The organism is Tropicimonas sp. TH_r6 (assembly GCF_033101155.1).
In the GTDB taxonomy this organism is placed as follows: domain Bacteria; phylum Pseudomonadota; class Alphaproteobacteria; order Rhodobacterales; family Rhodobacteraceae; genus Tropicimonas.
Genome location: NZ_JAWMPX010000036.1, coordinates 28,930 through 42,267, shown reverse-complemented (window position 1 = coordinate 42,267; position 13,338 = coordinate 28,930). Strand labels below are relative to the sequence as shown.

The window sequence follows — 13,338 nt, the reverse complement described above, 5'->3', positions numbered from 1 at the left end:
GGGGGGGCCCCCCCCCCCCCCCCCCCGCCGCCCCCAACGGGAGGAGCGCATCTTCGATGCGTCGACGACGGGCGGGAGACCCCGACCGCTGTCGAAGTTTCAGGATCACTCGGTCTCGGACACACCTTCACTGGCGACGGGAACAGGTTCACTTGCGACGGGGGCGGGTTTCCCCCCCAATAGCCGCTTCACGAATTCCCGCAAATTCTGCAGGACAACGTAGAGCACCGGCACCAGGATCACCCCGATCACCGTCGCCGCCAGCATGCCGCCAAAGACGGCAATGCCGATGGCTTTCTGGCTCGCGGCCCCTGCCCCGTTTGCCGTCAGAAGCGGCACGACCCCGAGCAGGAAGCTCAGCGCCGTCATCATCACCGCGCGGAAACGCTGATGCGCCGCCTCGACAGCCGCCTCACGCACCGACAGCCCGCTTTCGCGCCGCTCCATGGCAAACTCGACGATCAGGATCGCGTTCTTTGCCCCGAGCCCCACCAGCATGATCATCCCGATCTGCGTGTAGAGGTTGATGTCGCTCCCTGCCACGACCACCGCGACAACCGCCCCGAAGAGCGCCACCGTCACCGAGAGCAGGATCGCCACCGGCATGGTCCAGCTCTCATATTGCGCCACGAGGAAAAGATAGCCGAAGAGAACCGCCGCCATCAGGATCAGGGCCACCATTCCAGCCGAGTCGAGCTGCTGCTGCGCCGTGCCGGTCCATTCATAGGCATAGCCCGGCGGCAGGCTCTCGGCAGCCACCTCTTCCAGCACCCGGATCGCATCGCCCGTCGACAGCCCTTGCGCCGGCACCGCGGTCACGGTCGCGGAGCGGAACATGTTGTAGCGGTTGAGCAGAACCGGCCCGAGCGTGTTCTCGACATCGATCAGCGTGCCCAGCGGCACCATCTCGCCCGATTGCGAACGCACATGGAGCGCCGCGATATCCTCGACTTGCTTGCGCGCATCGCCTTCAGCCTGGATCATCACCCGGTAGACCCGGCCGAAGAGGTTGAAGTCGTTGACATAATAAGATCCAAGCTGCGCCTGCAACGTCTGGAACACTTCCGAGATCGGCACATCAAGCGTCTTTGCCTTCTCCCGGTCGAGATCGACAAAGAGCTGCGGGACATTGGCGCGGAAGGTCGTGTAGGCCTGCGACAGCTCCTCCCGCTGGTTGGCCGCGTAGACCATGCCGCCAAGCGCCGCCGAGAGGTCCTGCGCCGAGCCACCGCCCGTCTGCTGCACCTTCATCTCGACGCCCGCCGACAGGCCCAAGCCGGAGATCGGCGGTGGGTTGAAAGCGAGCACGGAGGCCGCGATCTCCTGGTTCGCGAGCCCGTAGAGCTGCAAAAGAATGCCATCGGCGGAGAGCTCCGGCGTCTGTCGCTCTTCCCAGTTCTCCAGGTTGACGATGATCATCGCGCCATTTGAGCCAGAGCCGTTGAGCAGCGAAAAACCGTTGACGAGCACCGTGCCGGAGACCCCGGATATCTGTTGAATCTGCTCATTGATGCGGCTGGTAACCACCTCGGTGCGCTCCAGCGAGGCCGCATCCGGCAACTGCACGTCGACGAAGACCGCGCCGGTATCTTCCAGCGGAATGAACCCCTTGGGCGTGGTGGCGAACATCGAGCCCATCACCGCAACCACAACACCAATCACCACGATGCTCAGCAGCGAGACCCGTACGAACCGCGACACGATCCCGGTATAGCCACTGCGCACCCAGCCGATGCCGTTCTCGAACATCGCCAGCACCCCCTTCGGGCCACCCTCGGCGCGCGGTTTGAGGATGATCGCACAGAGCGCCGGCGAGAGCGTCAGCGCGTTGACCGAAGAAATCACGACCGCCGTCGAAATGGTCACGGCAAACTGCGAATAGAGCCGCCCGGTGATGCCGGGCATGAAGGTTACAGGCACGAAGACAGCCAGCAGCACCAGCGTTGTCGCGATCACCGGGCCGGTGATCTGGCCCATGGCCTTGACTGTCGCCTCTGCCGCTGGCAGCCCCTCTTCCGCAATGATCCGCTCGACATTCTCGACCACGACGATCGCGTCGTCGACCACGATGCCGATCGCCAGCACCAGCGCGAAGAGCGAGACCGTGTTGAGTGACATGTCAAATAGCAAAAGGAAGGCGAATGTGCCGATCAGCGAGACCGGAATCGCGACCATCGGAATGATCGTCGCCCGCCAGGAGCCGAGGAAGATGAAGACCACCGCCATCACGAGGGCGAAGGTCAGCATCAGGGTCGTGACCACATCATTGAGCGAAGCCTCAACGAAGTCGGTAGAGTTGTAGGGCACTTCGTATTCGATATCGTCGGGGAAGACGCGCGAGAGCCGTTCCAGCTCCGCCAGCACCTTTTCCGAGATCGCCAGCGCGTTCTCGCCCGGCGCCTGGTAGACGGCGAGCACGGTGGCCGGCTTGCCGCTATAGCGCCCAGAGGCGTTGTAGTAGTTCGCCCCAAGTTCGACCCGCGCAATGTCCTTGATCCGTACGATCGCGCCATCCTCACCGGTGCGCACCACGATATCCTCGAACTCGGAGACCTGCGTCAGGCGACCCTTGGAGGTGATCGTGTACTGGAACTGCTGCCCCTCGGGCACCGGCGGAGCGCCGAGCTGGCCCGCCGAAACTTCGAGGTTCTGCTCCTTGATCGCCGAGATCAGGTCGCCCGGCGTCACGCCGAGCCCGGCCATACGGTCCGGGTCCATCCACATCCGCATCGCATAGGCGAAATTGGTCAGCACATCCGCCTTGCCGACCCCCTGGATCCGCGCCAGCGCATCCTTGAGGTTGATCGAGGCATAGTTGGACAGGAATACCTCGTCATAGGTCCCGTTGGGCGAGACCAGCGTGGCCACCAGCAGCATGTTGGTCGAACTCTTCTGCGTCACCACACCGGAAGCGGTCACCTCTGTCGGGAGCTGCGACGTGGCCTGCGCCACGCGGTTCTGCACGTTTACGGAAGCGATATCGGGGTCGGTGCCGACCTCGAACGTGACTGCAAGAGAGTAGGAGCCGGTCGCGGAGCTGTCCGAGGACATGTAGATCATGTCGTCGACGCCGTTGACCTGCGCCTCGATGGGCGCTGCGACCGTGTTCTCGACCGTCTCGGCGCTGGCGCCGGTATAGGAGGCCGAGACATTGACCACGGGCGGGGTGATGTCGGGGAATTGTTCGACCGGCAGCACGGCATAGGCGATGAGGCCCATGATCGACAGCACGGTCGAGATCACGATGGCCGTCTTTGGACGGCGAATGAAAACCGATGACAGCATGGGCTCAGTTCCCGGACGCGTCGGAGGGCGTTCCCGCCGCAACCGATTCAACGGTCGCACCCGGCCGCACCCGCTGCAGACCCTCGACGATCACCATCTCACCCTCGCGGGCGCCATCCGTGACCACCATCGCGGTCTCATGCTGGCGTCCCAGCGTCAGGTAGCGCTGCTCGACCCGCTGGTCCGAGGTCACGATCAGGACGAAATCGCCGCGCTGGTCGCGCTGGAGCGCCGCCTGCGGCACCAACAGCTTGGTGCTCGGTTCCATCGACTGGATATTCACGTCAACGAAGGAGCCATCGGCGATCAGCCTCCTTTCATTGGCAAATTCGGCCCTGAGCGCCATCGTGCCGGTGGCCGGATCGATGCGGTTGTCGATGAAGACCACCTTGCCGGCCTCCTCCATGCGCGACCCGTCGGGCAGGGTCAGGAAAACATCCGGCGTTTTGCCGGGCTCGCTGATCTCATGCATCTCCGCATCGGCGCTCTCCAGCACCCGCAGAAGCTGCCGTTCGGTCAGCGAGAATGCGACCTGGATCGGCCGTTCGCGCACCAGGTTGACCAGCGGCGCCGTACTCGGGCCAACAAGATCGCCGATGGACGTGCCAACGACGCCGATCCGGCCATCGAAAGGAGCCGAGACTTCCGTGTAGCTCACGTCCAGTTCAGCGCTCTGGATTGCGGCCTTGGCGGCTTGCACATCGGCTTCGGCGATCTTCTCATTCGCCCGTGCGATGTCTTCCTCGCTTTGCGGCGAGGCCTGTCGCTTGACCAGCTCGGATTTGCGATCGAGTTCAATTCTCGCCAGCTCAAGATTCGCTTCCGTCCGCGCCAGATCGGCCTTGCGGGCTTCCAGCGTCGCTTCATAGGCGTCCGGCTCGATGCGGAAGAGCAGATCGCCCTGCTTCACCGGCGCACCGTCCTCGACCAGGCTCTCCTGAAGGTAGCCCGAGACACGCGCCACGATATCGACCTTGTCGATGGCCTGGCCGCGCCCGATGAAGCTGGCCTCGTCTATCAGGTCCTCGGAATAAATCGCGGAAACAGCGACCTTTACCGGCGCGCTCTCATCCTGCGCGAGTATTGGGCCGGCGAGCAGGCCGAGTCCCAACAGGCTGGACAATACAATGCGTGACTTTGAAAACATGGCGATTTGTTCCCCGCGATTCATGTCTCGGCCGATCCATCGACCTTTCTTCCCGAGTAATAGCCTGTTTCGGCTGAAGAACAACGCCGCAGAGACAGACCCCGACGCGGAAATCCGCGCCGGGGCCTCACCGGTAGTAGCGGTCCGACCAACAAGGCCGCCCGATTCATGCCCGTGGGCACCCCGATTGCGGTGCCCGCGCATGGACTGCCCGGAGCACCTTTCTCGACCAGACGCTGAAAACCTCTCCCCAGAGCCTGTCCATCCCACCGGAAGTCGCGCGGCTCAGCCCCCGGTTTCCGGACTGCCACATCGACATCACCGCCTTGCGGACGCGTCGCCGTCGAGCCGGTGTTTCGACCCGCGCAACAAAACCTTGCCAAACCGGTAACCATGTCGTCCAGCAAGATTTTCGGGCAATTTTAACTATCCTGTAACCGCCGCGTCGCAAGCATGAGCCTGCCCGACGACTCGCATCCCGCGCGATGCAATGTCTGGAACGGATCGGGACGTGGAAGAAAAGGACTCAGACGTGTCGAACGCCCTGACCGGCCTGCTCACCCTGCCCCGCCGGGCTTTCCTGTCAGCGCTGTCGCGACTGGTGGTCGGGTTGTCCCCCGAAGAGACCCGCGCCCGCATCCTTGCCCTGCCGCTGCCGGAACAGGTCCTGCTTGTTCTCGCCAGCGGAACAGCGCTCGCGGTCGCGACCCAGCTCTTCGCCTATGCCGGCCCTGGCGGGCCGCTGGCACTCTGGCTCACGCTTGCCGTGCTGCTGCGTCAGTCTTCCTGAGAGTCGACGCTGCGAAACCCGGTCGCGACAACGAATTTTTCCGACGAGTTCGAACGGCTTGCCGGCGGCTTTACATTCGCAACCTTGGTAAAACGCTGCTTGAGCAGCTTCTGGAGATCACCCTCCGCGCCGCCCGCCAGCACCTTGGCCACGAAGGTCCCGCCCGGGCTGAGCACGTCGAAAGCCAGCTCGGCGGCCGCCTCGCACAACGCCATGATCCGCAGGTGATCGGTCTGCTTGTGCCCGGAAGACGCCGCCGCCATGTCCGACATGACCACATCCGCCTGCCCGCCCAGCCAGGCCTTCACCTTGTCATCGGCACCGTCCTCAAGGAAATCGAGCACATGCAGGTCGGCCCCGGCAATCGCTTCGACCTCCTGCAGATCGACCCCCAGCACCGTTCCGACCGCCTTGCCCGATTTCTCGCCGAGCGCGTTGACCCGCTTCACGGCGACCTGGCACCATCCGCCCGGCGCGCAGCCGAGATCCACCACCCGCGCACCGGGCACGAGGAAGCGATACTTGTCGTCCAGTTCCAGGATCTTGTACGCCGCGCGCCCGCGATAGCCCTCCTTGCGGGCCTGGGCCACGTAAGGATCGTTGAGCTGCCGCTCCAGCCAGAGCGTCGAACTCATCTTGCGCCCACGCGCCGTCTTCACTTTCACGCGCAGATCTCGCTGGCCGCGGCCGCTGGTCTTCTTCGCCATCGTTTGCCTCTTTTCGATCTGGCATCATGTCTTATGCCTTCGGTGGACCGGTGTGAACTCCCCGTTGGAGGCAACCGCCACAGACGGCTTCAGAACGGTCCGTCTTCCAGGACCCCGTCCGAGGACATCTGCGCATAAAGCAGCCCCTCGCGCAGCCCCCGATCCGCTACCGAGAGCCGGTCCGTGGGCCAGACCCGCATGAGCGCTTGCAGGATCGCAGAGCCGGACATGATCAGAGATTGCCGATCCTTGCCGATGCGCGGATCGGCGCGCCGCCCCGCTTCACCGAGATCGAGATAGCCGCGGATCACGGAATCGATCTGGTCGGACGACATGCGCAGCCCGTCAACCTTGGTGCGGTCATAGCGGCGCAGGCCGAGATGGCTGGCCGCGACGGTCGTGACCGTGCCGGAGGTGCCGATGATCTGGAACCCCTCGCGCGCCTGCTCATGGGCATAAGGCGAGAAATCGGCCAGTTGCTCTTCGAAATACCAGGACATCAGCGCGAAACGCCCCGCATCATCCTCAACATCGCGGAACTGATCCTTCAGCGTGGCGACGCCAAGCGGGACCGAGATCCAATCCACGACACGGGCGCGTGGGAAGAGGTCCTCGCAGAAATCGAACCCCTTGTGCAGCCGCATGATCGCGCGCGGCCGCTCCGGGCCGGGTACACGGGAAAGGTCAATCCAGACAAGCTCCGTCGAGCCGCCGCCGATATCGACCACCAGAAGCTGCTCGGTCTTGACCGAGACCAGTGGCGCGCAGGAGACCACGGCCAGTCGCGCCTCCTCCTCAGGTTCGATGATGTCGAGCCGCAGCCCGGTCTCGCGGCGCACGAAGCGGATAAAATCGCGGGCATTCTTCGCCCGGCGGCAGGCCTCGGTGGCCACGAGCCGCATCCTCCGCACCTTGTGCTTCTGGAATTTGGATTTGCAGATCTTGAGCGCCTGCACCGTCCGCGCCATCGAGGCGCGCGAAAGCCGGCCACTCGCCTCCAGACCGATGCCAAGCTGCACCGATTTGGAGAAGCTGTCGACCACATGAAACTGGCTGCCTTTCGGCTGGGCCACCAGCATGCGGCACGAGTTCGTGCCCAGATCCAGCGCCGCATAGGGCGCAACTGGATCGAGCGGTTTCGGCGCGGGGGTTGCAACCGGTTTCGGGAACGCGCCCGCGCCTGCGGGACGCTTGGGCGCCATGTTACGCCCTCCATTTCGAGTTGTGACCACGCTAGCCCCGCGGGCCGGATCACGCAAGTGTCACAGGATCGCACATCTCATCATCATCATGAGTATTTCGATGCTTACACCTGCCGCACCGCGAGGGTAGCCTTGCCTCAGAGTATGGCCGGAGGTCGCTTGAGCGTCTTTCGGTGTCGATATTCGGCCCTTTTTCGTGCGTGCTGCATCGTAAAGGGGAAGTAGCAGCTGCGAATGGAGCCAACCCGATGCCCGATGTGACCATTGTTTACTGGCGCGACATTCCCGCCCAGGTCATCGTGGGCAAGGGTCGGCGCGGCACGAAGGCCCCCCTGCCGGAGCGGTTCGAACAGGCGATCGACCGCTGCGCGATGGCGGTTGGGGCCAGTGAGACCGACGCTTATCTCGCCGAATGGCGCAAGGCGGCGCCGTTTGCCATCGAGGGCGAGCCGGCCGAGATCCTGGCCGCCGAGATCGCACGCATCGAGACCGAATACGACACGACCCGCATCAAGCAACTTATCGCAAACGCCGGATGGGATTGAAGCCGGCACAGATATTGGAGGCCGCCATGGCTCTGCTACCGTTTCGCAAGCGCTCCGCCACGCCTGACTGCAAAGCCGCGATGGAGAGTTTCCTGCAGAGCTTCTCCATAGAGGTGATGCCGCGCACGGCCGCCAAGGTCGAGGATTTCCGAACGCTGCTGCCGCAGGGTACGCGGGTCTATATCGCCCATATCGAGGGCACACCGATCGAGGAGATGGTGGCCACCGCGAAGCGGCTCACCGCCGAGGGCTTCCCGGTCATGCCGCATTTCCCCGCCCGGATCATCAAGGACAAGGCCACGCTGGCCGACTGGATTGCCCGCTACCAGGGCGAGGCCGATGTCAAACAAGGCCTGATCCTGGCCGGCGGTGTCGACGCACCGCGCGGCGATTTCGACAGCTCCATGGCGCTGCTGGAAACCGGTCTCTTCGAAGATGCCGGGTTCACCCATCTCCATGTTGCCGGTCATCCCGAAGGCAACCGTGACATCGACCCGGCCGGAAGCACCCGGCGGGTCATGGACGCGCTTCACTGGAAACAGGCCTATGCGCGCGACTCCAACGCCGAGATGGCCATCGCCACGCAATTCGCCTTCGAGTCGAAGCCCGTGATCGCCTGGGCTGACGCGATCCGGGAGGCCGGAATCGAGCTGCCGATCCATATCGGCATTGCCGGACCGGCGAAGCTTCAGACGATGATCAAGTTCGCCGTGGCCTGCGGTGTGGGCGCCAGCATGCGTGTATTGCAGCGCCGCGCGCGGGACGTGACCAAGCTCGTGATGCCCTTCGAGCCGAACGAGATCCTGTACGAGTTGGCCGTCCACAAGGCAACAAACCCGGAATTCAACATCAGCCGGGTGCACTTCTTCCCGTTGGGGGGTATCAAGGCCACGGCCGGATGGACGGCCGAACATGGCGGCGCGCAAGCCCGCGCTGCTGCCGCAACTGGCTGAGACCCTGATGAAAACCGCTCTCCTGTTCGACCTTGACGGAACGTTGATCGATTCCGACACACTGCATGCCCAGGTCTTCGCCGACCTCTTTGAGCCGCGTGGCGTCACCATCGACTTCGATTTCTATCGCGACAAGCTGCATGGGCGGCTGAATGTCGATATCTTTGGCGATCTCTGCCCGGGCGAGGATGCGCAATGGTGGTCTGATCACAAGGAAGCGGAATACCGCAAGCTGCTGGGCCCGGGCCATCCCAATATGCCCGGCACGCTGGCCCTGCTCGATCTGGCCGACGAGATGGGCTGGGCCAAGGCAGTCGTCACCAACGCGCCGCGCGACAATGGCGAGGCGGTGCTGGAAGCGCTCGGCATCGCGGAGCGCTTCGACACACTGGTGATCGGCGATGAATGCGCGCGCGGCAAACCGCACCCGGAGCCTTACCTCGAGGGTCTGCGCCGGCTGGGCGCCGATGCGGATGTCTCGCTTGCCTTCGAGGACAGCGAGACGGGGATTCGCTCGGCCGTCGGGGCCGGGCTGAAGACCATCGGCATTCGCTCCATGCTGAGCGACCAAGATCTGCGGGCCGTCGGCGCCGCGGCAACAATAGAGGACTATGCCGACCCGGCATTGTCACACCATATCGACCAATTGAAGGGACAGCCCGCATGACGCGCACTGTTATCGAGAGCAAGAGCAAGACCGTCACCATCGGCTTCGACGAGCCGTTCTGCGTGATCGGCGAGCGGATCAACCCGACGGGACGCAAGAAGCTGGCACGCGAGCTGGAGGCCGACGATTTCACGACCGTGGAGAAGGATGCGCTCGAACAGGTTGCCTGCGGCGCGATGGTTCTCGATGTGAATTCCGGCGCGGTCTTCACCAACAAGATGGCCGAAGACCCGCGCTACGCGGATAACAACTTCGTCGAGCCGACGCTGATGAAGGAGCTGATCACGCGCATCCAGGCCATCGTCGATGTGCCGCTTTGCATCGACAGCTCGGTGCCGGGTGCGCTTGAAAACGGGTTGGAAATGGCCGAGGGACGGCCGCTTCTGAACTCGGTCACGGGCGAAGAGGAGCGTCTGGACGTGATCCTGCCGCTGGTGAAGAAATACAACGTTCCGGTGGTCGCGATCTCCAACGATGACACCGGCATCTCCGAGGATCCGGACGTCCGCTTCGCAGTGGCGAAGAAGATCGTCGAGCGGGCGGCCGATTTCGGCATCCCGGCGCATGACATCGTGGTCGACCCATTGGTGATGCCGATTGGCGCGATGGCCACGGCCGGTCAGCAAGTCTTCACGCTGGTGCGCCGCCTGCGCGACGAGTTGGGCGTGAACACGACCTGCGGTGCGTCCAACATCTCCTTCGGCCTGCCGAACCGTCATGGCGTGAACGCCGCCTTCCTGCCGATGGCGATTGGCGCCGGCATGACCTCGGCGATCATGAACCCGGTGCGCTCGGTCGAAATGGAAGCCATCCGCGCCGCCAACATGCTGATGAACCACGACCCCAATGGTGCGGCCTGGATCGGGCTGGCCAAGGTGCTCGACGCGGTCAAGGAAGGCGCGACATTTGCCGAGGCCTCGAAGGCGGCCGCCGCAGCCGGGTCAGGCCGTGGGCGCCGTCGCCGCCGGGGGTAGCCGCACAGGAGGCCGGCGGCACCCAAAGGTGAAGGTGCCCCCGGCCGGCGCGACGCCATGAGGCCAGAGCCTCAACGCAGGCGCGCGCGCTTCAATGTGAACAGGAACAGACGTGGTCCCCGCCAAGCCCCGGCATGGCCGGCGCCAGCCGCCCCTCTGCAACGGCGCGGGCCGCTGCGGCGGGATCTGTCTCGGACGTGGTCATTGCGGTGATTCCGCGCGCGGCCATGCGGCGGATGAAGCCAGCGCCCGCGCTCAGCGTGACGACCGCATCGGCGCTGTCGAGCGGATGCGGGCCGTCGCCGTGAAATTCATGCATCGACATCTCTTTCGGCAGGTCCAGCCGCTCGATCTCGCGCGGCTCAGTGCCGGACTCGACCTCGTAGACGAGGAAACGGCGGGTTTTGCCGGCATGGCCGGTGATGGTGCGGAAATTCTGACTGGTGATGGCGATGCGCATGCGAGGCTCCCTGGAATCGGCTGCTTGCGGCGCTGGCTTTCCATGCGGATGGCTTGCGTCGCGCATGGCTTGCCGCAATTGGTCGGCAGGTGCAAGGACGTCCAGCCTTGAGAGATCCGAGGCGCCGTGCTTGGATGACACAAAAGAGGAGGATGGGATCATGGCGTTGCACGAAATCGCACGCGAAGCGCTGGAGGAGATCCGCGCCATAGAGGGAACGGGCGTGACTGACGGGCACGAGGCAGAGATCCTCGCCGCCATCGACAAGGCGATGCACCGCGCGATGGAAGTTTGCTGCCGGGAACAGGCGGATGTCGTGGAGCAGCACCTGTCCCACGCGACGGGTGTGGCCGAGCAGATCAACGAGGAAAGCGACCGGCGCCGGGGCCTCCTCATCTCCACGCTTACGGCGATGCGGTAACGGTCGGGCGCACCCATGATCGAGGCGCTGATCTTCGATGTCTTCGGGACCTGCGTCGACTGGCGCCGCTCCGTCGCGCGCGAGGTCGCGGCGGTGTTGCCAGAGGTGGACTCGCTCGCCTTCGCCGAAAGCTGGCGGAGCGAATACGACCCCGCGATGGCCCGGGTGCGGGAGGGCGCGCGGGGCTATGTGCCGTTGGAGGAGCTGCACCTGGAGAACCTGCTGACCGTGGCCGAGCGTTTTGGCGTGACGCTGACGGATCCGGACATGCTCAACAGGGCCTGGGAAAGGCTCGCCCCCTGGCCCGACGTGGTCGCCGGGCTGACGGATCTCCGACGAGAGCGGATCATTGCGCCCTGTTCCAACGGCTCGATCGCACTGATCACCCGGATGGCGCGCCATGCGGGCCTGCCCTGGGATTGCATCCTCGGCGCGGAGTTGGCGCAGGATTACAAGCCGAGCCCATTGGTCTATCTCGCCGCCTGCACCGCGCTGCGGCTGCGGCCGGACCAGGTGATGATGGTTGCGGCCCATAACGGTGACCTGCGCGCGGCGCGCGCGCTTGGACTTGCCACCGGCTTCGTGCGCCGCCCCGACGAACACGGGCCGGCCCAGACGACGGATCTCGAAGCGACGCAGGATTGGGACATCGTCGCGGAGGATTTCGGGGATCTTGCCCGGCAACTGGCGCAATCACCGGGGCTCTAAGACCGACAGGCGGCCACAGGGACGGGTCTGTCGATGCGCCCACCTGCAACATATCCCTCCGCGACCGCGCGCGCGGCCTCTTCCCCCTTTTCCTTTGCCCGGCTTTGCGGCATGACGCGACCACGTTCAACCAGGGCCTGAAGGAGAGACCCGATGCATGACATTCGCTTCATTCGCGAAAACCCGGAAGTCTTCGACGCCGCCATGGCGCGGCTTGGGGTGTCGGTCTCTTCCTCCGACATTCTCGCCATCGATGCCGGCCGCCGCGAGAAGATCACCGCCGCCGAGACCGCACAGGCCGAACGCAACGCCGCCTCCAAGCAGGTCGGTGCTGCCAAGGCCAAGGGCGACGAGGCCGAGTTCGAACGCCTCCGTGCGCTCGTCGGCGAGAAGAAGGCCGAGATTGCCGCGCTCGAAGACGGCGCCAAGGCCGAGGACGCGAAGCTGACCGAGCTGCTCGCCACGCTGCCGAACATGCCGCTGGCGGAGGTCCCCGACGGCAAGGACGAGGACGACAATGTCGAGATCCGTCGCTGGGGCGAGCCGCGCGTCTTCGATTTCGCGCCGAAGGAGCATTACGAGCTGGCCTGCGTTCAGGACGGCATGGATTTCGAGACGGCGGCAAAGCTCGCCGGTTCGCGCTTCGTGCTGATGTCCGGTGCCGTCGCCCGCGTCCACCGGGCGCTGGCGCAATTCATGCTCGACACGCACACGACCGAACATGGGCTGACGGAAGTCAACGGCCCGGTCATGGTGCGCGAAGAGATGATGTATGGCACCGGCCAGCTGCCGAAATTCGGCGAGGACAGCTATCTGCTGCGCGAAGGCTGGTGGCTGATCCCGACCTCCGAGGTGACGCTGACCAATATCGTCAACAACGCGACGCTCGAGGAAAGCTACCTGCCCCGCCGCTACACCGCTCATTCGCTCTGCTTCCGCTCGGAAGCTGGATCGGCGGGGCGTGACACGTCCGGCATGCTGCGCCAGCACCAGTTCGAGAAGGTCGAGATGGTCTCCGTGACCCATCCCGACAAGAGCCTCGACGAGCATGAGCGCATGACCCGCTGCGCCGAGACCATCCTCGAGAAGCTCGGCATCCCCTATCGCACCATCGTGCTCTGCACCGGTGATATGGGCTTTGGCGCGCGCAAGACGCATGACATCGAAGCCTGGCTGCCGGGACAGGACAGCTATCGCGAGATCTCCTCGATCTCGGTCTGCGGCGACTTCCAGGCCCGCCGGATGAATGCCCGCTTCCGTCCCGAGGGCGGCGGCAAGCCGGAATTCGTCCACACGCTGAACGGCTCCGGCCTGGCTGTCGGGCGCTGCCTGATCGCGGTGCTGGAGAACGGCCAGCAGGAAGACGGCTCCGTGGTCCTGCCGCAAGTCTTGCATCAATGGCTCGGCGGCAAGACCCGCATCACCGCGGACGGCGCGCTGGTCTAGACCTGACGGCCCCCGGATCGCTCCGGGGGCCGC

13 protein-coding genes are annotated in these 13,338 nt (G+C 64.6%); 8 read left to right on the top strand and 5 right to left on the bottom strand.

Annotation, left to right across the window (positions count from 1 at the left end; all coding sequences use genetic code 11):
* Positions 1-105: 105 nt before the first annotated feature.
* Both R3X27_RS22820 and R3X27_RS22815 read right to left on the bottom strand, forming a co-directional pair.
* Positions 106-3,285, bottom strand: coding sequence for a multidrug efflux RND transporter permease subunit (locus tag R3X27_RS22820; RefSeq protein ID WP_317711216.1), 3,180 nt, complete (start codon positions 3,283-3,285; stop codon positions 106-108).
* A gap of 4 nt (positions 3,286-3,289) precedes the next feature.
* Positions 3,290-4,432 carry an efflux RND transporter periplasmic adaptor subunit gene (locus R3X27_RS22815; RefSeq protein ID WP_317711215.1) on the bottom strand — a complete coding sequence of 381 codons (1,143 nt, stop codon included), beginning with the start codon at positions 4,430-4,432 and terminating at the stop codon, positions 3,290-3,292.
* 532 nt (positions 4,433-4,964) lie between these two features.
* Between R3X27_RS22815 and R3X27_RS22810 the strand changes: the two genes are divergently transcribed.
* Positions 4,965-5,222 carry a hypothetical protein gene (locus R3X27_RS22810; RefSeq protein WP_317711214.1) on the top strand — a complete coding sequence of 86 codons (258 nt, stop codon included), beginning with the start codon at positions 4,965-4,967 and terminating at the stop codon, positions 5,220-5,222.
* Here R3X27_RS22810 and R3X27_RS22805 read toward each other — a convergent pair.
* Together R3X27_RS22805 and R3X27_RS22800 are read right to left on the bottom strand one after the other, a co-directional pair.
* Complete coding sequence (locus tag R3X27_RS22805) at positions 5,210-5,929, bottom strand: RlmE family RNA methyltransferase (RefSeq protein WP_317711213.1); 720 nt, start codon at positions 5,927-5,929, stop codon at positions 5,210-5,212. The two genes, R3X27_RS22810 and R3X27_RS22805, sit on opposite strands and share 13 nt — an antisense overlap.
* 89 nt (positions 5,930-6,018) lie before the next feature.
* Positions 6,019-7,131, bottom strand: coding sequence for a Ppx/GppA phosphatase family protein (locus R3X27_RS22800; RefSeq protein ID WP_317711212.1), 1,113 nt, complete (start codon positions 7,129-7,131; stop codon positions 6,019-6,021).
* A 248-nt stretch (positions 7,132-7,379) separates the two neighbouring features.
* On the opposite strand from R3X27_RS22800, the gene R3X27_RS22795 reads away from it, so the two are divergent.
* Genes R3X27_RS22795 through R3X27_RS22780 form a run of 4 tightly spaced genes read left to right on the top strand, consistent with a single transcriptional unit; the run spans position 7,380 to position 10,270 of the window.
* Positions 7,380-7,676, top strand: a complete 297-nt coding sequence (locus R3X27_RS22795; protein ID WP_317711211.1) for a virulence factor — start codon at positions 7,380-7,382, stop codon at positions 7,674-7,676.
* A 26-nt stretch (positions 7,677-7,702) separates the two neighbouring features.
* On the top strand, positions 7,703-8,629 hold the full coding sequence (locus R3X27_RS22790) for a methylenetetrahydrofolate reductase (RefSeq protein ID WP_317711210.1): 927 nt from the start codon (positions 7,703-7,705) through the stop codon (positions 8,627-8,629).
* Entirely contained in the window at positions 8,589-9,296 is a 708-nt protein-coding gene (locus R3X27_RS22785) for an HAD-IA family hydrolase (protein ID WP_317711209.1), read from the top strand. The genes R3X27_RS22790 and R3X27_RS22785 overlap by 41 nt, the downstream gene beginning before the upstream one ends.
* Complete coding sequence (locus R3X27_RS22780; RefSeq protein ID WP_317711208.1) at positions 9,293-10,270, top strand: methyltetrahydrofolate cobalamin methyltransferase; 978 nt, start codon at positions 9,293-9,295, stop codon at positions 10,268-10,270. Before R3X27_RS22785 ends, R3X27_RS22780 begins: the two co-directional genes overlap by 4 nt.
* A 91-nt stretch (positions 10,271-10,361) precedes the next feature.
* Here R3X27_RS22780 and R3X27_RS22775 read toward each other — a convergent pair whose 3' ends face one another.
* Entirely contained in the window at positions 10,362-10,730 is a 369-nt protein-coding gene (locus tag R3X27_RS22775; RefSeq protein ID WP_317711207.1) for a NifB/NifX family molybdenum-iron cluster-binding protein, read from the bottom strand.
* 160 nt (positions 10,731-10,890) lie between these two features.
* On the opposite strand from R3X27_RS22775, the gene R3X27_RS22770 reads away from it, so the two are divergent.
* From R3X27_RS22770 to serS, 3 genes are all read left to right on the top strand, one after another.
* Entirely contained in the window at positions 10,891-11,151 is a 261-nt protein-coding gene (locus R3X27_RS22770; protein WP_317711206.1) for a hypothetical protein, read from the top strand.
* Positions 11,152-11,166: 15 nt separating this feature from the next.
* A complete protein-coding gene (locus R3X27_RS22765; RefSeq protein ID WP_317711205.1) occupies positions 11,167-11,859 on the top strand; it encodes a haloacid dehalogenase type II in 693 nt (230 codons plus the stop codon).
* 153 nt (positions 11,860-12,012) lie between these two features.
* The gene (serS, locus tag R3X27_RS22760) at positions 12,013-13,305 is read left to right on the top strand and encodes a serine--tRNA ligase (protein WP_317711204.1); all 1,293 of its coding nucleotides are present in this window, start codon (positions 12,013-12,015) and stop codon (positions 13,303-13,305) included.
* Positions 13,306-13,338 lie beyond the last annotated feature (33 nt).